Source organism: Ferrovibrio sp. (assembly GCF_046297595.1).
Lineage (GTDB): Bacteria > Pseudomonadota > Alphaproteobacteria > Ferrovibrionales > Ferrovibrionaceae > Ferrovibrio.
Genome location: NZ_JBKBHT010000004.1, coordinates 306,309 through 326,246, shown reverse-complemented (window position 1 = coordinate 326,246; position 19,938 = coordinate 306,309). Strand labels below are relative to the sequence as shown.

15 protein-coding genes are annotated in these 19,938 nt (G+C 65.0%); 6 read left to right on the top strand and 9 right to left on the bottom strand.

Annotation, left to right across the window (positions count from 1 at the left end):
* The first annotated feature begins 6 nt into the window (after window positions 1-6).
* Together ACK4FJ_RS13520 and ACK4FJ_RS13515 are read left to right on the top strand one after the other, a co-directional pair.
* Complete coding sequence (locus ACK4FJ_RS13520; RefSeq protein ID WP_409767222.1) at window positions 7-1,296, top strand: O-antigen ligase family protein; 1,290 nt, start codon at window positions 7-9, stop codon at window positions 1,294-1,296.
* Between the two features lie 2 nt (window positions 1,297-1,298).
* Entirely contained in the window at window positions 1,299-2,219 is a 921-nt protein-coding gene (locus tag ACK4FJ_RS13515) for a glycosyltransferase family 9 protein (protein WP_409767221.1), read from the top strand.
* A 21-nt stretch (window positions 2,220-2,240) separates the two neighbouring features.
* Here the strand turns inward: ACK4FJ_RS13515 and ACK4FJ_RS13510 are convergent, their stop codons facing one another.
* The 5 genes from ACK4FJ_RS13510 to ACK4FJ_RS13490 all read right to left on the bottom strand — a co-directional run bounded on the left by ACK4FJ_RS13510 (window position 2,241) and on the right by ACK4FJ_RS13490 (window position 6,625).
* Window positions 2,241-2,705 (bottom strand): HPP family protein, encoded by a 465-nt coding sequence (locus tag ACK4FJ_RS13510; protein WP_409767220.1) that lies wholly within the window; start codon window positions 2,703-2,705, stop codon window positions 2,241-2,243.
* Window positions 2,702-3,721 carry a lysophospholipase gene (locus ACK4FJ_RS13505; protein WP_409767219.1) on the bottom strand — a complete coding sequence of 340 codons (1,020 nt, stop codon included), beginning with the start codon at window positions 3,719-3,721 and terminating at the stop codon, window positions 2,702-2,704. The genes ACK4FJ_RS13510 and ACK4FJ_RS13505 overlap by 4 nt, the downstream gene beginning before the upstream one ends.
* 35 nt (window positions 3,722-3,756) lie before the next feature.
* Entirely contained in the window at window positions 3,757-5,199 is a 1,443-nt protein-coding gene (locus tag ACK4FJ_RS13500) for a sensor histidine kinase (protein WP_409767218.1), read from the bottom strand.
* Complete coding sequence (locus ACK4FJ_RS13495) at window positions 5,199-5,681, bottom strand: molybdopterin-dependent oxidoreductase (RefSeq protein ID WP_409767217.1); 483 nt, start codon at window positions 5,679-5,681, stop codon at window positions 5,199-5,201. The genes ACK4FJ_RS13500 and ACK4FJ_RS13495 overlap by 1 nt, the downstream gene beginning before the upstream one ends.
* Window positions 5,682-5,851: 170 nt before the next feature.
* Window positions 5,852-6,625, bottom strand: coding sequence for an SDR family oxidoreductase (locus ACK4FJ_RS13490; RefSeq protein ID WP_409767216.1), 774 nt, complete (start codon window positions 6,623-6,625; stop codon window positions 5,852-5,854).
* A 79-nt stretch (window positions 6,626-6,704) separates the two neighbouring features.
* On the opposite strand from ACK4FJ_RS13490, the gene ACK4FJ_RS13485 reads away from it, so the two are divergent.
* Entirely contained in the window at window positions 6,705-7,583 is an 879-nt protein-coding gene (locus ACK4FJ_RS13485) for an SDR family oxidoreductase (RefSeq protein ID WP_409767215.1), read from the top strand.
* A 156-nt stretch (window positions 7,584-7,739) separates the two neighbouring features.
* Window positions 7,740-9,173, top strand: a complete 1,434-nt coding sequence (locus tag ACK4FJ_RS13480) for an aspartate ammonia-lyase (protein WP_409767214.1) — start codon at window positions 7,740-7,742, stop codon at window positions 9,171-9,173.
* Here the strand turns inward: ACK4FJ_RS13480 and ACK4FJ_RS13475 are convergent.
* Window positions 9,170-10,030 carry an acyl-CoA dehydrogenase gene (locus ACK4FJ_RS13475; protein ID WP_409767213.1) on the bottom strand — a complete coding sequence of 287 codons (861 nt, stop codon included), beginning with the start codon at window positions 10,028-10,030 and terminating at the stop codon, window positions 9,170-9,172. The genes ACK4FJ_RS13480 and ACK4FJ_RS13475 overlap by 4 nt on opposite strands.
* A gap of 6 nt (window positions 10,031-10,036) precedes the next feature.
* A complete protein-coding gene (locus ACK4FJ_RS13470) occupies window positions 10,037-13,510 on the bottom strand; it encodes a hypothetical protein (protein ID WP_409767212.1) in 3,474 nt (1,157 codons plus the stop codon).
* A gap of 562 nt (window positions 13,511-14,072) precedes the next feature.
* Between ACK4FJ_RS13470 and ACK4FJ_RS13465 the strand changes: the two genes are divergently transcribed.
* Entirely contained in the window at window positions 14,073-15,989 is a 1,917-nt protein-coding gene (locus tag ACK4FJ_RS13465; RefSeq protein ID WP_409767211.1) for a ribonucleoside-diphosphate reductase subunit alpha, read from the top strand.
* A 172-nt stretch (window positions 15,990-16,161) separates the two neighbouring features.
* A complete protein-coding gene (locus ACK4FJ_RS13460; protein WP_409767210.1) occupies window positions 16,162-16,713 on the top strand; it encodes a PAS domain-containing protein in 552 nt (183 codons plus the stop codon).
* A gap of 18 nt (window positions 16,714-16,731) precedes the next feature.
* On the opposite strand, the gene ACK4FJ_RS13455 is transcribed toward ACK4FJ_RS13460, so the two are convergent.
* Together ACK4FJ_RS13455 and ACK4FJ_RS13450 are read right to left on the bottom strand one after the other, a co-directional pair.
* Window positions 16,732-17,136: an SPW repeat protein gene (locus tag ACK4FJ_RS13455; RefSeq protein WP_409767209.1), complete on the bottom strand. Its 405-nt coding sequence runs from the start codon at window positions 17,134-17,136 to the stop codon at window positions 16,732-16,734.
* A 217-nt stretch (window positions 17,137-17,353) separates the two neighbouring features.
* Complete coding sequence (locus ACK4FJ_RS13450) at window positions 17,354-19,822, bottom strand: TonB-dependent siderophore receptor (protein WP_409767208.1); 2,469 nt, start codon at window positions 19,820-19,822, stop codon at window positions 17,354-17,356.
* Window positions 19,823-19,938: the final 116 nt, after the last annotated feature.

Below are 19,938 nucleotides of genomic sequence, written 5' to 3'. Positions count from 1 at the left end.
ATGATCATGACCATCAGCATGATGTCCGCCCATATCGCGCCGGCCGACGACTGGACCGGCAGGCTGCGGCAGATCGCCCTCGGCCTGTTCGCGATCCTGCCCGCCATGCTGCTGTTCTCGCGCGGCGGTGCCGAAATCGTGGTCGGATTGATCAATGTCGGCTATCTTGCCGTTCTGCTGGTTCGTCGCGAATGGCGCAGCGCGCTTTTTCCACCACTGCTGACGCTCCTTGCCACATGGCTGGCGCTGAACCTGCTCGTCTCACCCTTTGCCGTGGACCCCGCCGCTTCCTTTGGTCGCAGCACGAGCTGGCTGCGCTTCATTCTCCTGTTCGCGGCGGTCACGACATGGCTAATCCAGTCGCCGCGCGACGTGAAGTTTGTCGCCATGGCCTGGGCTGCCATCATCGGTTTTGCCATCCTGGACGGCCTGCTTCAGTTGCTTCGCGGGGTTTCGCTGACCGGGCAGCCGATTACAGGGAGCGGCCGCCTGACCGGGCCGTTGGACCGGCCGAATATCGGCATGTTCGTGGCCCGCATCGGCTTTCCGCTGCTCGCCGTTGGTGCCCTCCTGCTCGCGCGTGGTTCGCGCGTATCGGTACTGCGGGCCTGTGCCATCCTTGCACTGGCCGCGACGGCGTTCGGCTTCATCCTGCTGACCGGCGAGCGGGCCGCATCGCTGCTCACGCTGATCGCCATCGCGACCAGCGCAGGCCTGGCCATCCTGCTGGCGCCGCCACCCTACCGGCTCTATGGCCTGCTGCTGCTGGTCGCGACCGCGGGGGTGCTGGCCGCCATTGTACTCAACAGTCCGCGCATCATGAGCCGCGTCGCCGGTCTGCTGAACGTGCTGAACAATTTCTGGGACTCCCCCTATGGCGAATTGTTCGCCGCCGGCCTGCATGTCTGGCGCGAATTTCCGCTGACCGGCGCCGGCATGAAGAATTTCCAGATCGCCTGCCAGATCGTGCTGGGCGACACCCTGAAGGATGGCTGCCATCCACACCCGCATAATGCCTATATCGAATGGCTGGCGGAAACCGGCATCATTGGCAGTCTGGGTTTCCTCACTTTCCTGGCGACGCTGGGTGCCTTGTGCATCGATCTGCTGCGCCGGACGCCCACCCGGATCGTGGGCGCGTTGGTGACGGGCAGTCTGATGCTGCTGCTGTTTCCATTTACGGCGAGCCAGAGTTTCTTCAGCAACTGGCCTGCCATGCTGCTCTGGACCTCTTTATCGCTGGTCATCGCAACAGCACGGCTGGCGGCACGTCCCGATGCGAAATTCGCCGGCTGATCATGACGATCCTGGTGATCAAGCACTCCGCCCTGGGAGACATGATCCTCTCCCTACCCTTGCTGCGTGCGATCCGCCGGCACCATCCGGGCGAACAAATCGTGCTGCTGACCACGGCGCCGTATGTCGATTTGATGCGCAGCTCCGGCCTGGTCGACGAGATCTGGACCGATACACGGCCCAAGCTGTGGCGCATCGGCGAAACCTGGCGTCTGATCCGCCGCATCCGCGATGCCGGCTTCAGCCGCGTTTACGACCTGCAGGGCAGCCAGCGGACGAAATGGTATTACCGGCTGTTGCACCTCTCCGGCGCGCGCCCGGAATGGGTGGGCAACGCACCGGGCTGCGCCTATCACATTCCCGATCCGACTGAACCGATGCACATCACCGAATTGCGGCGGCGGCAACTGGCGCTGGTCGGTATCCCCGATCCGGGTCTGCCCGATCTGGGATTTCTGCAGAGCGACATCGCACGCTTCGACCTGCCGCCGCGCTACATGCTGCTGGTGCCGGGCGGTGCGCCGCACCGGCCGGCGAAACGCTGGCCGGCGGATCGCTTCGCCGAACTCGGGAACCGCCTGCTGCACAAAGGCATGACGCCGGTGCTGATCGGCCGCGCCGCCGAGCGCGGTGAAATCGACATCATCAAATCGGCCTGCCCCGAAGCCATCGACCTGTGCGAGCAGACCACCATCGCCGACCTCGCCACGCTGGGCCGTCATGCGGCGCTGGCCATCGGCAACGATACCGGGCCGATGCACATCATCGCCGCCAGCGGCTGTCCCTCGCTGGTGCTGTATTCCCACGAGTCCGATCCGCGCAAGGTATCGCCGCGCGGCGACTGGGTGCGGCTGCTGCAGCGCCCGAGCCTGCAGGATTTGTCGGTTGAGGATGCCGAGGCGGCATTACCGCCCCTGCGATAATCCCGACCAGAAGCCGCCCGATCAGAGCCAGCGGAGCGGCCAGCGCGGACCTGGGCGCAGGCGGCTCCAGGCAAACACCGCCGCCAGCATGATCAGCAGGGCCGGCAGCAGCGGATAGGCCAGGAACAGCCAGCTGCTTTTGAGATTGAGCACGATCAGCGGATTGGCCCCGGCCGGCGGATGCATGATGTTGAGCAGGCGCATCGCCACGGCGATGAGGGCGACACCCGCTCCCATGGTCCAGATATTGCTGCCGAAGACCTGCAGCAGCGCGATGCCGATGGCCGCCCCCAGCAGATGCGACACCAGAACGGCAACCGGCCGCGCGCCTTCATGAGTGGGGAAACAGAACAGCAGGATCGCCGTGCTGCCCAGCGAAGTCAGCGCCAGCCCATGCTCGGCGTCGATGAGCCACAATACCCCCGCCAGAGTCGGCACAATGCCAAGAGCTGCCCAGACCATTTCCAGAAACGCCGCACGCGTCATTTGCCATCCCCCGCTTGGCCATCCACCAATGCGCCTTCCTCTGGCCTGAACAACGGCAATACCCGGCGTTCCTCTCCCGATGGCAGGGCTGCGGCCGGGTCGGCGATCCATGCCGCCGTATCGCGCCAGACCGTTTCAGCCTGCAGATCACGCAACAGCATATGCCAACCGTTGCGATACACAAGAATACGCATGTCGATATCCGGCCGCGACCTGAACCGCTCGACAAAGCGTTCGACCGGCGGCTTGGGGATGATTTCATCTTTCAATCCGTACATCAGCAGAACCGGCAACCGTTCGGGTCGCGCGGCGGCGGCTTCATCCATCAGGTTGACCAGACCATGGATGGCGTCGACGCGGGTGGCCTTGATGAACAACGGATCGCGCGACAAGCGACGCAGCATCTCGATATTGTCGGAAGCCTGCACCTTCAGGCCCTGACCCGTGAAGGTTTTCCACGGAATGGTGTAGCTGGTGGTCCACAGGGCCACGCGATACAGCAGCGGCATGCTTTCCCGGCCCCAGACGGCGGGCGCCACCAGAATGGCGCCATCGGGCCGGGCGGCGACGCGTTCTAGCGCGTGCAGCACCACCGCGCCTCCCATGCTTTCACCCAGCCAATAAAACGGCACGCCTGGATGGCGCTGGCGCAGCAGACCACTCAATTCGGCCAGATCGTCGGCCAGCCGATCCTGTCCCGGCCAGAGGCCGCGATGAGGCGCCATGCCGAACCCGCGCTGATCCGGCGCATAGGTGGCGATGCCCTGTCCGGACCACCATTCGGCAGCCTCAGCGAAGGCGTTGCTGTAATCGTTGAAACCGTGCAGCGCGAGCACCACGGCCTTCGGGCTGGACGGCCCCCAGCGGCGCAGCGGCAATTCGCGGCCATCGCCGGCCTGCCAGCCTGCATCGCCGGCCAGCAGGCGCGGCGCGACCTCGGCATCGCCCGGCGGCTGCAACCGCGGCGCGCAGGCGGCGCAGAGCAGGATCAGCAGGATGAACGGCGTCGTGCGCAACCACCGCGGCAGGCGCCACGACTGGTGTCGGATCATCACGCAGCGGCGCCGGCGGGGCTGACCCGCGCGGCCGGAAAGACCAGGGTTGCCGTCGTGCCGTTTCTTTTGCGGCTGGCCAGATGAATACGACCGTCATGCAGTTCGATCAGCCGCCGGGTGATGGGCAGGCCGAGGCCGCTGCCGCCAGCTTCGCGCGCGCGCATGGAATCGCCCTGCGAAAAGGGTTCGAACACCTTCTGCAACTGGCGGTCGCTCATGCCGATGCCGGTATCGCGCACGCGGATCGCCAGATCGCCCTCGCCCAGCAGTGCAACAGCGATCTCGACCTGGCCGCCCTCGGGCGTGAACTTGATCGCATTGCTGAGCAGGTTGAGCAGCATCTGACGCAGCAGGCGATCATCCGCGCGCAAGCATGGCAGCGATGCCGGCAGGGCGCGTTCCAGCACCACGCCCTTGCCCTGGGCCGTGACCGTCACCATGTCGAGGGCCTGGTCGATAGCCTGACCAACATCGATCCTGCTTTCCACCAGTTCGAGCCGGCCTGCCTCGATGCGCGACATATCCAGCACGTCATTGATCAGCGACAGCAGATGCTGGCCGCTTTTCACGATGCCGTCGAGATAATCCTCGTAGCGTGGATTGCCGACCGGCCCGAAAATGCCCTGCCGCATGATGTCGGCGAAACCGAGGATGGCATTCAGCGGCGTGCGCAGTTCGTGGCTCATGGTGGCCAGGAAATTCGATTTCGTGCGGCTGGCCTCCTCGGCCTGGCGGCGGGCATTCTCCAGGTCCACCGTCATCGCGCGCATTTCGGTATGGGCCGCCTCGCTGGCGCGCAATTGCCGCATCAGGGCGTAAGCGAACCCAATCACCAGAAGCCAGGTGGCAACGCCGGCGACAATCATCACATCATACAGGCCGCTGAGCCTTTCGCGAGCATCGTCAACCCGCCGGATGCCGATGGCGTTCACACCGGCGGCGAAGGCACTGAAATCAGCATCAAGCCGGCGCATCGACACGGCGAGCGCATCGCCGGCCTGGCGGTTGCCGGCGAAGAGCGCGTCCAGCTGGCCGTCCCAGTTCCGGACCACGGGATCGATCCGGGTGAGCAACATGCTGAGATCTGGGTCGGCCATGTAGGTGGCGGATGCACGGCCGACCTGCAGCATGTCGAGACGACTGTGCAGGATATCGTAACGTCGGCGCACCTCGTCTTCAGTGGCGCCCGATGTGCCGTTCAAATACTCCAGCAACGCGGCGCGGAAGGCCTGGTGTTCATTGCGGAACTGCGCGCCTTCCCAGACGATGTTCTGGAAGGAAAAGCGATTGTATTCGCGCTGCTGGACATAGAAATAGGCCGCCAGCACCAGCGAGAGCCCAACAACCGTGGCCACCAGCACCAGCACGAAGCGGCGGCCGGCGCCGGCCAGTGCCTCGGGATGAGCCGCGATCTGCTGCGGCAGGAAACGGCGTGGCATCAATGGACCTCTAGCCGGCGCAACTGCCACACCGACCGCGCATAGACGCCATCGGCCTTGAGCGAGCGGTCATGATCATAGGGATAGATGATGAAGATCGGCCCCATGTCGCGCAGGGTCAGGTCGCGGTCGTCGGCGCGCAGGGCCAGGATCACATCGTAGCGTTCGGCATCCTGCACCGGCAGGCGCGCCGTGTAATCGTTATGCGCCGTGGCCAGCAGGCTGCCGCCCTGCGCCTGAACGGCGGACAGCAGCGTGCGCAACAGCACACCCTCGAAACGCATCACCTTCGGATGCCATGGCGTCGAGGTGACCACTTCGGTCATGCCGAGCTTTTCCAGCATGGCACGGTCGAACCGGGCCTCGCCCGACTTGCTATTGCCGCGACCGATCTTGCCGGTGACTGTCAGCAGCACCTCGCCCTGTGGCGGCGGCAGCGGTTCAGCGGCATGGGCCGGCAGGCCGACAGCCAGGACGATCAAAATGACAAACGCGGCTATTGCGTGCCACACGCAGAGGCGCGGCGCCCATGCAATCCTGTTCAATATCGAACCCCCGACCCGGTCGTGGCGGCGACATTCTGTCTACGCATCATGGGTTGGGAGTGGCACCCCCGCCGCAAAAAAGCAAGCGGACAGTGGCTATTTTACGCCTAGAGCGTGCGCGTCAGGCCGCCATCGACGTCGAGAATCGCCCCCTGCAGATAGCCCGAGAGCGGCGACGCGAGAAAAGCCACCGCCCGGGCAATTTCTACGGGTTCGCCGAATCGTGCCACCCCCATGGCCTTCGGCATCTGGGTCGCGGCCTCGGCTTCGCTCAGGCCCTTTTCCTGGGCAAAGCTGCGGATTCGCACCTGCAGCCGTTCGGTGGCGATGGTGCCCGGATTGATCGCGTTGACCCGCACGCCATCCTGCACGCCGCGATCGGCCAGCACCTTGGTGAGGTTGAGGCAGGCGGCATTGACCGAACCGCCGATGGCGAATTCGGCCGCGCCCGTGCGGCCGCCGACACCGACGATGTTCACGATGGCGCCCTGGCGCCGCATCAGCGGCGGCCAGGCCGCGCGGCTGAGACGCATGGCACCGAAGAACTTCATGGCATAGCCATCGGCCCAGTCTTCGTCGCTCAAGCTCAGAAAGTCGCCGCGCTTGGTGGCGCCGGCATTGTTCACCACCAGGTCGAGGCCACCGAAGCGCTCTGCCGCTGCGGCAACCACCTGGGCCGGCACGGCGGGATCGCGCAGATCCACCGCCTGCACCAGGCATTCGGTCTTCAGACCGGCGGCAAGCTGTTCAAGCTGGTCGGCCGAACGCGCCGCCAGCACCAGCTTCATACCCTCGGCAGCGAGGAATTCGGCGATGGCACGGCCGATGCCGCGACTGGCACCGGTGACGATGGCAACCCTGCCGGCTAACTGAAGGTCCATGATCCGAGCATCCTCTCCCGATGGCGTGATTCCGACCCTTTGGCTAATCTGAACGGCAACGACAAGCAAGGGAGGCGACATGTTCCGCAGCGATCTGTTCCAGGGCAAGCGTATTCTGATCACCGGTGGCGGCACCGGCCTGGGCAAGGCCATGGCCCACCGCCTGATGGAACTGGGCGCCGAGCTGCATATCTGTGGCCGCCGCGAGGGCGTGCTGCAGGAAGCCGCACAGGAACTGGCCGCCGCCACCGGCGGCAAGATCTTCTGCCATCCCTGCGACATCCGCGTGGCCCAGGCGGTGGACGAGATGGTGCAGGCGATCTGGCAGCAGCATGGCCCGCTGGACGGCCTGGTGAACAATGCCGCCGGCAACTTCATCGCCCGCAGCGAGGAGCTGAGCCCGCGCGGCTTCGATGCCATCGCCAACATCGTGCTGCATGGCAGCTTCTACGTGACGCAGGCCGTGGGCAAACGCTGGATCGCCGAGAAGCGCGGCGGCAGCATCGTTTCCATCGTCACCACCTGGGTCTGGACCGGCTCGGCCTTCGTGGTGCCGTCGGCCATGTCGAAGGCGGGCATCGCCGCGATGACACAGTCGCTGGCCGTGGAATGGGGGCCGAAGGGTATCCGGCTCAATGCCATCGCGCCCGGCCCCTTCCCCACCGAAGGCATGACCAAGCGCCTGGCGCCGACGGAAAAGCTGGAGAAGCAGATGATCGGCGCCATACCGATGCGGCGCGTGGGCAAGATGTCGGAACTGGCCAACCTGGCCGCCTTCCTGCTCAGCGACGAGGTCGGCTATGTCAGCGGCGAGGTGATCGCCATCGACGGCGCGCAATGGCTGAACACCGCCGGCGGCTTCGGCGGCCTGACCGAGTTGAACGATGCCGAATGGCAGGAAATCCGCGACAACATCGCGGCCACCAATGCGAAGGACAAGGCGCAGAGAACTGTCTAACGCGTGGTACAGCCATAAGCGGCACTGATCACCGCCGATTGATTGTTTGCATGTAAAACCATAGGCATTTCAACGAAATATCATCGCCGAAAGACTTCGCATTGACGTTGCGGAAGCGCAGAATGCGGCTTCCGCAACAGCCATGGGGCAGCAGCGATGAGCAGCGATACCGCAACCCGTCTGGAACATGACAGCCTGGGCGACATGGAAATCCCGGCCGCCGCCTATTTCGGCATCCAGACCCAGCGCGCGCTCGACAACTTCCACATCTCCGGTATCGGCATCAACCACTACCCCAACCTGATCCGCGCCTTCGGCATGGTGAAGAAGGCCTGCGCCTCGGCAAACAAGAAGCTGGGCTACCTGGAGCCGGAGAAATACAAGGCCATCGCCCAGGCCTGCGACGAACTGATCGACGGCAAGCTGCATCAATGGTTCACCATCGACGTCTTTCAGGGCGGCGCCGGCACCTCGACAAACATGAACGTCAACGAGGTGATCGCCAATCGCGGGCTGGAGCTGATGGGCTTCCACAAGGGCGAATACGGCCACCTGCATCCCAACGACGACGTCAACCTGTCGCAGTCGACCAACGACGTCTATCCCTCCGCCGTGCGCTTAAGCGTGATCCTGAGCCATGCCGAACTGATGAAGGCGCTGGACGGGCTGGCCTACGAGTTCCGCCAGCGCGGCGTGGAATTCGCCGACATCATCAAGCTGGGCCGCACCCAGTTGCAGGATGCCGTGCCGATGACGCTGGGCCAGGAATTCGAGGCCTTTGCTATCAACATCAAGGAAGACGTGGCGCGCGGCGACGAGATCGTGAAGCTGTTCCGCGAGATCAATCTGGGCGGCACGGCGGTGGGCACCGGCATCAACACCGAGCCGGAATATTCCAACCTGGCGATCGACGAACTGGGGCGGATCAGCGGCATCGAAATGGTGCGGGCCGCCAACCTGATCGAGGCGAGCTGGGACATGGGCGCCTTTGTGCTCTATTCCGGCATGCTGAAACGCATCGCCGTGAAGCTTTCCAAGATCGCCAACGATCTGCGGCTGCTCTCGTCGGGTCCGCGCGGCGGCCTGGGCGAAATCTCGCTGCCCCCCATGCAGCCGGGTTCGTCGATCATGCCCGGCAAGGTCAACCCGGTGATTCCCGAGGTGGTGAACCAGGTCTGCTTCCAGGTGATCGGCAAGGACATGGCGATCACCATGGCGGCCGAGGCCGGGCAGCTGCAGCTCAACGTGATGGAGCCGCTGATCGTCTACAACACGCTGTCGTCCATGCAGCTGCTGTCCCGCGCCGCGCGCACGCTGTCGGAGAAATGCGTTTCCGGCATCCAGGCCAATGTCGAACAGGCCAAGCGCCATGTGGAAGCCAGCGTGGGCATCGTCACGGCGCTGAACCCCTATATCGGCTACGAGAAATCGGCGGCCGTGGCCAAGGAATCGCTGAAGACCGGCCGTACCGTGCGCGAACTGGTGGTGGAGAAAGGCTGGCTGACCGAACACCAGCTCGACGACATCCTGGATGTGGCCAAGCTCACCGCGCCCAGGCGGCGCGGGCGCAAGATCGTGGCGCCAAGCTAGGCGAACCGCGCCTCGGCCGTCATCGCGAGTGCGCCGTCGATATCGGCGATCCAGAGTTTCAGCGCATCCGCGCCGTCCATGCGGCCGCAGAGGCTGAAGCGTCGACCGTCGATCACCGGGCGACGGCCGCGAAAACTGAATGACGTCAGCCGCCGGTCCGGCATCGCATCGCCGGCGAAATCGACCAGCAGGGTCGCCAGCAGCGGGCCATGCACCACGAGGCCGTCATAGCCTTCCACATGGCGGGCATAGTCGCGGTCGTAATGGATGCGGTGGCCGTTGAAGGTGAGCGCGGAATAGCGGAACAACAGCACCGGATCGGCGACGAAGCCTTCGTCCCATTGCTGGTCGGTCGGCGCCGGTTCGGGCGGCGGCAGGGCCGCGCCGGGCTTTTCCTCGCGATAGACGATGTCATGCCGGTCGGTGATGCAGAGCGCGGCGCCGTAATAAATCTCATGCCGCACGGTGACGAAGGCGAGCCGGCCGCTGCGGCCGCTTTTCTCGACCACATCCTCGACGGTGGACATGCGCCGCGCCGGCCGGCCGAGCGGCAGAGGATGATGAAACGCGATGCGGCTGCCGGCCCACATGCGCCTGGTCTGCGCGCCGTTCCATAACCGGCCGACATCGGGCAGGAACTCGCCCAGAGCCGGATGGCCGTCGCGGCCCAGCCGGGCGCGTGTGGCCATCGACCAGAAATACAGCCAGTGCCGCAACGGCGGCAGCAACGCGCCCGCGACCAGGCCGCTGTCGGCGCGATCCAGCGCGCGCGCCAGCGCGATGCAGCGTTCCGGTGAAATGAGATCGGCGGCCGTTTCCGAGCCGCCGATCCAGTCCTGCAACGATGTCTTGTCCATATGCCTTTACTGGCGGGCCTTGCCAACCGCCTCGCGCAGCAGCAGGTAGACCTTGCCGATATCGGCAGTGACGAAGGCCGAAGTGAGCAGCTCCTCGTGTTCCACGCCCTTGGCACCGGCCAGCACACGCTCGAATTCGGCGATGTAGCGGTCGGTGAAATCGCGGAACTCGCCGTCTTCCTGGTATTTGCCGCGAATCTTGTCGAGGTCGCGCTGGTCGATCAGCTTGCGGGTGAACAGGCCGCGCTCGCCCTTGTAGTAACGCCGCCACAACTCTTCCGACAGGTCGCGGTTGAGCAGGCGAGTGATGTCGATGGCCATCGAGTTGAGGTGGCCGGTGATGAAGGCCGCGGTCTTGAGGAACTGTTCGCCGCGCAGGGCCTGGGTGGCCTTGCGGAGCGCCTCGGCCTCCACACTGGCGGTGCGCGCCGCATCGGCCAGCGCCTGGGCATCGGCCTTCAGGCTGGCTTCGGCCGACGCCGCCTCGCTGGCGGCGCGGGCGGCGGCCGAGGCCAGTTCCTTGGCGCGCTGGCCCAGCGTCTCGGCCGTCTCGGCGGCGCGCGCGGTGGCGCGGTCGGTGACGGCACTGAACTCGTTGCCGGTGCGGGCGAGGCGTTCGCCGATCTCGGTCACCTTCTCGCTCAGGCGGGCAGCACGGGTATCGACCTCGTCGGCCTGGCGGCGGAAACCGTCGCTCATCCGGTCGGTCTGCTTCATCGCGTCCTCAACGATATTCGCCAGTTCGCGGGTGCGGTTGCGCAGCACCTCCGAGGCGTCGTCGATGCGGCCCGAGGCGTTGCCGACCGCCAGGTTGATCTCGCGGGCGCGGGCATCGAAGGTGGTGCCGACCTGCTCGATGCGGCTGACCGCTTCGTCGGACACGCGCGAGACCTCCTGGGCCTGGCGGCGGAAGCTGTCGCCGATATTCGCCGTCTTGAGGATGGCGGCATCGGAAGCCTCGGCCAGTTCCTGCACGCGGCCGCGGAAATTCTCGCGGATGCTCTCGGCCTGGCGGGTGAGCTCGGTGCTGAGCGCGGTGAGCGCGCCGGCCTGCTCGTGGATCGTGCTGCGCAGTTCCAGCGTGCGGTCGACCACACCTTGCGCCGCCTCGCCCAGTTCGAACGAACGGATGCGGGCGGTTTCGCCGGCAGTGTTGATGCTGCCGGTCGCCTTCTCGGCGGCGGCATTCAGGCCGTTTGCCTCGGCCTGGGCCTTTTCGCTCATCTCCACCAAAGCGGCGGTTTGCGCCGCCGCCTTCTCGGCCAGCAGGGCCATCGCCTCGGCCACGCCGAGCGAAAGATCCTGCAGGTCCTTGGCACGCGCCTGGGCCGTGCTGCCGGCCAACTGCGATTCCATCGCCGCCCGTTCGGCGGCGGCGCTGAGGGCGTGGGCCTGAGTCTGTGCGGTCTCGCTCACCTGGTGCAGGCGCTGCGAGGCGCGCTCGGCGGCCGACTGCAGCTGCACGGCATCCTGGCCTGCGCTTTCGCCGGCCGACCGCAGGCGCTGCGCAGTGCGGGCGGCGGCCTGGTCGAGGCCGTCGATCTGGTCGCGCACGCTGTCGCCGGTTTCGGTGATGCGCCGGCTGACGCCGTCGATGGTGACGACGAACTGCTCGGCATGCTGGCGCAACTGGCCGCCGGCGGCCGAAATCTGGTCGTCGGTGCGCTGCGCGGCCTGGGCCAGCAGGGCATTGGCCTGGGTCATGGTCTCCTGCACCTGGGCCGCCATGGCCAGAGCATCACGGCCAGCCTGGCCGAGGCTTTCGACGCGCTCGCGGATGCTGGCATCGGCCTCGCCGATCTTGGTCAGCGCGCGGCCCGAGGTTTCGTCCAGGATGTCGGCGCGCTGCTTCAGCTCGTCGCCGGCGCGCATGGCGCGGTCGGTGATCTGCTGCAGCGTGCTGGTCATGTTGGCGCCTTCGCGGCGCAGCGCATCGCCGGCCTGGGCCAGACGCTGGTCGGCCAGTTCGGCGGCGGCGCCAAGCTGGTCGGCCTGATGGCGCACCAGATCGCCGGTCAGCTTCAGGCGCTGTTCGGCCTGGGTAGCGGCTTCGGCGAAAGCATCGGCCTGACGGGTGGCGGACGCGCCGGCCTGTTCCAGCGCGCCGGTGCGGCCGCGCATCTCGTCGGCGGCAACACGCAGGCGCTCAGCCACACGGGCGCCCTGTTCGTCCAGCGCGCCAACTTCGGAACGCACGGTCTCGCCGATATCGCGGATGCGGCCGATGGTGGTGCCGGTGGCCTGCTCGATCTCGCGCACGCGTTCGCGCAGCACGGTGCCGGCGGCCTCGGCGCTGTCGATCACCTTCTGGCTGGCATTGCTGAACAGCTGAGTCTCGCGACCGAAGCTTTCGCCGGCGGCGGTGGCGCGGGCAACGGTGACCTCGGCGGCGGTGGTGATGGTCTGGGCGGCTTCGGCGAAGTTCATGCCGATGCGGCCCGCCTCGCCGCCGGCGCGGGTGACCGCCTGTTCCAACGCCACGATCTTCTGTTCAAGCTGGGCGGCAATCTGCTGCGCCACCTCGGCGGCGCGCTGCACCGCCTGGTCCATCAGCTCGCCATGGCGGCGCGAGAGTTCCTCGACGCGTTCGTTCTGGAACTGGATCGCCGAGGTGATGCGGGAAATCTCGGAAGCCTTGGTCTGGAAGATGCCGCGCGCGGTTTCCACCTCGCGCACGATCACATCGGCGGCCTGCAGCAGCACCTGGGCCTGGGTCGACACGGTCTGACCGATGCCGTTCACCTTGGCATTCATTTCTGTGCCAACCTTGTCGGCGGCCTCGACCAGCGCCTTGCTCTGCTCCTCGAAGCGGCCGGCCAGGCCCTTCACGGTGGCATCGAGGTCGCGGTTCACCTGTTCGGCGGCGGCCAGCAGGCCCTGCGAGGACTGGCTCAGCGTGCCGGTGATCTGCTTGGCCTGCAGGGCGACCTGTTCGCCGGCCCCGGCAGCGGCATTGATCAGCACCTGCTGCTGGCTGGCCATGGTCTCGCCCAGGGAGGCGATCTTGTCGGTAGCCGACTGGGCGGCCTCTTCCATCTCGCGGGCCTGGCGACGCAGCGCGCCGGCCAGGGCGGAAACGCGGCGTTCGGCTTCGGGCGTGGGATAGGTGAGGTCAAGCAGCACCTGGTGCAGGGCGGCGGCCTGACGCTTGATGGCACTGCCGCGCCACAGGTTGAGCAGCAGCAGCCACAGGAAAGCCAGCGGCGCGGCGATGCCGGCGATGAAGGCGCCGACCTCATGCGGCAAGGTGTGCCACAGATTCTGCCAGCCGATGGAGCTCTCGATATAAAGGGCACAGACGCCGATCCAGAGCAGGCTGACCGCCGCGCCAACCGCCACCATGATCCGGCGGCGGCGTTCCAGCGCCGGCATGCCGATCAGTTCGGCGGCTTCCGCCTCGGCGCGGTCGACCGCCACCTGGCTCGCGGCCTTGGCCGCATTCGCCGCCATGTCGGCGCGCGGATGTTTAATCAGCGTCATCGCAACCTCCCCCGCCAAGCCGGATCGTCATCCGGCCGGTCGGATCGCGTTAAGGCCCGCATTGAAACACCGATTCATGCGGGCACAAAGGCCGGTGCAGGCGAAAATCCCGCCCCGGTAGCACAACAGATAGGGGAGCAATGGTTAACACCGGCTTGCGGATGGGAGGGCCGGAATAGTTATCCACGCTATCCACAGGGCACTTTTTGCAATGCAGCGACCGTCAGCGACACGGCATAAAATCAGGGGGTTCACGCTACGATGAGTCCGTCAATAAGTTTTTTTACAGTCGTGTCACATACACTGTATTGACCCTCCCTTAACCCTGAGTACCATATGTTGTGTTCGCTGAAGCTGTTTCGGGTCGACGCTGCGCCGTCTTCGGATTCCGTTTTCCGGGTGTTTTCCGGGGTTTTCGAAGGTGCAAAGGCGGGGTGCGCAGCCGCCAGACAGTCGAAAGCGGGCCGATACTGGGATTCATAAGACACGGCCGGGCCGGCCAGCCACAAAATGTGGTGCCACGCATGTGGGGGCCGGGCCGCAAAAACGAGGGGAAGCCACCGTGCTGAACACTCTGCAAACCGAACGCGGCATCCGCATCGACGTCGACCGCAGCCGCGACCGCCTGCTGACCGATTTCGGCAAGGCCACCCTCGATGACCGTTACCTGCTGCCCGGCGAATCCTACCAGGACCTGTTCGCCCGCGTCGCCAGCCATTATGCCGACGACACCGCCCATGCGCAGCGGATGTACAGCTACATCTCGAAGCTCTGGTTCATGCCTGCCACCCCGGTGCTGTCGAATGGCGGCACCAGCCGTGGCCTGCCGATCTCGTGCTTCCTGAACGAGGCCAATGACAGCCTGGACGGCATCGTCGGCCTGTGGAACGAGAATGTCTGGCTGGCGGCCCGCGGCGGCGGCATCGGCAGTTACTGGGGCAACCTGCGCTCGATCGGCGAGAAGGTGGGCCAGAACGGCAAGACCTCGGGCATCATCCCCTTCATCCGCGTGATGGACAGCCTGACTCTTGCGATCAGCCAGGGCTCGCTGCGCCGCGGCTCGGCCGCCTGCTACCTGCCGATCGACCACCCGGAAATCGAGGAATTCATCGAGATCCGCCGCCCGACCGGCGGCGATCCGAACCGCAAGGCGCTGAACCTGCATAACGGCATCCTGATCTCGGACGCCTTCATGCGCGCGGTGGAGGCCGACGAGCAGTGGGCGCTGGTCAGCCCGCATGACGGCACCGTGCAGCGCACCGTGTCGGCCCGCGCGCTGTGGATCCGCATCCTCACCGCCCGCATCGAGACCGGCGAGCCCTATGTCGTTTATATCGACCATGTGAACCGCGCCCTGCCCGAGCATCACAAGCTGGCCGGCCTGCGGGTGAAGACCTCGAACCTGTGCAGCGAGATCACGCTGCCGACCGGCATCGACCAGCATGGCCAGCAACGTACGGCCGTCTGCTGCCTCTCCTCGCTGAACCTGGAATACTTCCATGAGTGGAAGGAGCATCCGCTGTTCATCGAGGATTGCCTGCGCTTCCTCGACAACGTGCTGCAGGACTTCATCGACAAGGCGCCCGACAGCATGGCCAAGGCGCGCTACGCCGCCCAGCGCGAGCGTTCGGTCGGCCTGGGCGTGATGGGCTTCCACTCCTTCCTGCAGGCCAATGGCGTGCCGTGGGAAAGCGTGATGGCCAAGGTGTGGAACCGCACCATCTTCAAGCATGTGAAGGACGCTTCCGACGCCGCCTCGCGCAAGCTGGCGGAAGAACGCGGCCCCTGCCCCGATGCCGCCGAATACGGCATCATGGAGCGCTTCTCGCACAAGATCGCCATCGCGCCCACCGCGTCGATCTCGATCATCGCCGGCGGCGCCTCGCCCGGCATCGAGCCGAACGTGGCCAATGCCTTCACGCACAAGACCCTGTCGGGCAGCTTCTCGGTGCGCAACCGCTATCTCGAGAAGGCGCTGGAACAGTATGGCAAGAACGATGTCGACACCTGGTCGTCGATCACCACCAATGGCGGCTCGGTGCAGCATCTGGATTTCCTGTCGGATGACGAGAAGGCCGTGTTCAAGACTGCCTTCGAGATCGACCAGCGCTGGCTGATCGACCTGGCGGCCGACCGCACGCCCTATATCTGCCAGGCGCAGAGCCTGAACATCTTCCTGCCGGCCAACGTGCACAAGCGCGACCTGCACCAGATTCACTTCCAGGCCTGGAAGAAGGGCGTGAAGAGCCTCTATTACTGCCGCTCGCTCTCCATCCAGCGCGCCGAGACAGTGTCGGGCAAGTCGGCATCGGAGACCGTCACGAACGTGGTCTCGATCCCGCTGGTCGGCAAGATCAACGAAGGCGAGCGGCCGCAGCGCGCGCCGGCGATCAACGAGCCGGAACTGCCGCTGGCCGCTGCCGCCTCGGGCGGCCCGCGCGAAGCGGTCGATTACGACGAGTGCCTGGCCTGCCAATAAAGCCAGTAGCGACCCGATGCAAAAAAGCCCGGCAATGCCGGGCTTTTTTAATGTGCGTTTCGTGGCCGTAACGTATGACCGTTGTCAAATCTTTAGTGCGTCTTACGCATTGTTAATTTCACATCCGTCTGCTGACGACGTTTGATGGGGCGTCAGACAGAAGGACGCCGTTATGATCACCATCGCTCCGATCAATCGCGAACGCAGCATTCCCGCCGATCAGTTCCTGGTCACTCATGCCGACATCAAGGGCGGCATCACCTATGCCAATGGATATTTCTGCCAGGCCCAGGCCTGCGGCGAAAAGGATCTGATCGGCCAGCCGCACAATCTGGTGCGCCACCCGGACATGCCCGCCGCCGTGTTCCACCTGATCTGGGAACGCATCCGCGAGGGGCGCGAAATCTTCGCCTATGTGAAGAACATGGCCTGCACCGGCGAATACTACTGGACGCTGTCGCACCTGACGCCGCATTTCGACGGCAATCGCCGCATCGACGGTTACCAGTGTTTCCGCCGCGCGGTATCGGCGGACAGCGTCGCGGCTGCCGACGAAGTCTACGAGGCGTTGCGGCTGATCGAACGCAACACCCGCACGCTGGAACAAGGCATCGCCGCCAGCCGTCAGCATCTTGAAGGCATCATGGCCCGCCTGGGCATGGATTATGACCAGTGGGTTCTGTCGCTGGTAATGCGCGACGAGGAAACCAGCCTGGCGGCCTGAGCTTCCCGGCAGCGTCCGTCAGTCCCGCCGGTCGCCCTGCCAGATCTCCACGCTGGCGACCGTGACGACGCAAATGCCTACGCCCAGATGGGCAATCATCGCGCCGTCATACCCTGTGAAGCCCAGCAACCAGGGCGAGGCGCCGGCCCACAGGCCCAGCATCGCGCTGATATAGGCTTCCCAGCGATCCAGCAGCGTGAGGGCCAGCGCGGACAGCGCGAAAATCAGAAAACCGACGATCACCGCATTCATCGTCGCCGCTTCCAAGCCACTGTAACCCAGAAGCCATGGCGAAGACGCGAGCAGGATGCCGAAGGCCATGTTGGCCCAGTCCTGCCAGCGCCGCGCTTCCGGCTCGTGATGCGGCTCGCGGTGGGGCCCGTGACGGGGCCCGTGGCGGCTCTCGTGACTGATATGAACCATGACGCACCTCCTCCGGGTCTCGCGGCAAAGCCGGGACCCGATCCAGGCCGGGCGCTGACTGTTCCCCCGTGCAGGCGCACGGCGTCCCTATTCAGATAGGGCGCGGCCGGCCTTTTCTCCAGAGGGGCGCAATAACGAAACAGCCGGCGCAGGCCTGAACAGGCCCGCGCCGGCTGCGACCGTAAACCGGGATACCGTGCCTTCGGTGGTGCCGGGATTACCAGCGATACCGCAACCCGGCAGTTATCGTGCGTTCATAGCCGTAAGCGCACCAGGTGCCGTAGTAGCAGGATGCGACATACTCCTTGTCGAACAGGTTTTTCACGTTCAGCGCGAGATCGACACCGGCAAACCGGTCCGACAGCGCGCCGAGATCGTAGGTCACCGCCGCATCGACAAGGGTGAAGTCTGGCACCGTGATCGAATTGTCCGGGTTTCGGGTATCACCCACATAGCGGACGCCACCGCCGATGCTCAGTCCCTTGAACTGGGTTTCGCGCGGCATGTGATACATGACCCAGGCAGCGGCCTGATGTTCCGGTACGGCGCCAAGTGTCCGGCCCACGGCCGCTGCATTGGTATCTTTCGTTACCTCGGCATCGATGTAGCTATAGGCGCCAATCAGGTCGATCTGTCTGGATAAGCTGTGACGCGCCTCGAATTCAAAGCCCTGCGACCGCGCCTCACCCGTCTGGATCGAGTAGTTCGTATTCACCGGATCGGGTGTCTTCACGTTGGTGCGCGTCACCTCGAACACCGCAGCGGTAAATATGCTGTTCGTACCCGGCGGCTGGTATTTCACACCCAGCTCATACTGCTCGCCCTCTTCCGGCTTGAACGGTTTGCCAAGACGGTCGGTACCACCCAGTGGCGTGAAGGCCTCGGAGTAGCTGATATACGGCGAGATACCGTTCTCGAACGCATAAAGCAGGCCGACCTTACTGGTCCAGGCCTGGTCCCGGCGCTTTTCCTGCGCTCCGGTATTGGCAGTCGTGGCAACCTGTTCGGCGGTATCATGCCGTCCACCCAACGTGAGCACGAAGCCACCCAGTTTCAACTGATCCTGCAGATACAAGCCATACTGTTCGGCATCGATATTGGTGCGATTGCGGGTCGGAACGGTGATCGCCGTCTGCCCATAGACCGGATTAAAGATATCCAGGGTCGGCGCGGTCCCGAAACCGACGGCATAATGGCCACGCATGGTCTGGTAATCCACGCCGCCGAGCGCCGTATGCGCGACAGGGCCGGTATCAAATCGCGCCTCGACCTGATTGTCGATCGCGTTGAATGTCGAGGCTTCGCGCGAAGTCGCGGTGCCGCGATTAAGGGTGCGGCCGTCAGACTGCACGCCATTCGCATACACGCTGTCATAGGCCATCGTAGTATGCTGCGAGCGGGCATTCGAGCGGATGCTCCACACATCACTCAGGCGCTTGTCGAATTCGTAACCCAGTGCGGTCTGGTGGCGGACGAACTTCTCGAAATTCGGATCGCCGTCGTAGAAGTCCATCGGCAGTTTACCGAAGGGGCTGCTGAACACCGTGCCCTGCGGCGGGATACCGCCATAGGAATTACCCTTCGGGTCGACCTGATAGAGGCCGAACAGCGTCAGGCTGGTATCTTCATCGGGCCGCCAGGCCAGCGACGGCGCAAGCGCGACACGCTGGTTTTCCGTCATGTTGATCTGGCCGTCCTCGGCGAGGCCGACCATGGTCATGCGGTAGAGCAGCTTGCCTTCGGCATCCACCTTGTTGGAGAAATCGGAGGTCAGGCGGTAGTGGTTGTTGGTGCCATACTCAATGCCCACTTCATTCAGCGGCGCATCAAGCGGGCGCTTGCTCACTTGATTGACGAGGCCGCCAGCCGCTGCCTGTCCATAGAGCGTGGAATTCGGACCCTTGAGGACTTCTGCGCGCTCCAGCAGATAAGGATCGAGCTGCGGCGCGATATAGTACAGATCCTGCTGCTTCAGGCCGTTCCAGTAGCGATGCGCGTCGAAGCCGCGGATGGTGAACATGTCATAGCGCGTGGCCACCGCGCCGCGCGTCTCCGGCGTGACGCCGGCGGTATAGCGCAGCACCTGGTTCAGGGTCTGCGCGTTCTGGTCTGCGATCTGGTCGCGTGGAATCACCGAGATCGACTGCGCCGTTTCCAGCAGCGGCGTATCGGTCTTGGTGCCGGTCCGCGCCCGCGCAGCCACATAACCGGCGATCGAATCCGTGGCGGTTTCCGCCTGGCCGCTGCGCGCTTCCACCGTTACCGGTGGCAGGACCGCCGCATCGCCACCGCGCGGCAGTTCGTACAGGGTGACGGTGGCCGGACCGGTGAAGCGATAGCCCATGCCGGTGCCGTTCAGCAGCCGGTCGAGCGCTTCCTGCGGCGTCAGGCTGCCGCTGACCGCCGTGCTGCGCAGCGACTGCATTCGGCTGCCATCGAACAAAATCTGTAGGGACGCGCGGTTGGCCAGCGCGAGCACGGCCCGGCTGAGATCCTGGGCCGGGATGTCGAATGTCAAACGCTGCTGCGCTGCTGCCGGCGTGGCCGGGCTCTGGACCTGAGCCTGCACGGCGGTTGTGGCGAAACCGAGACCCGCGGCCAGGGCCAGCGCGCTGACCGAAAGACTGAACAGACGACGACCGCCGAAGCACGGCCGGACAGGCCGCAGCGCCAATGTCGTATTCATGCTTGAAATCCCCCTGAGGTGACGCAACCAGATATTGCGCGAATGACAATCATTCGCGCTTTATCCCAATAGGACGCGTCACCGGAGAGTTTTGATAAAAATTTTATGCAGGGGCC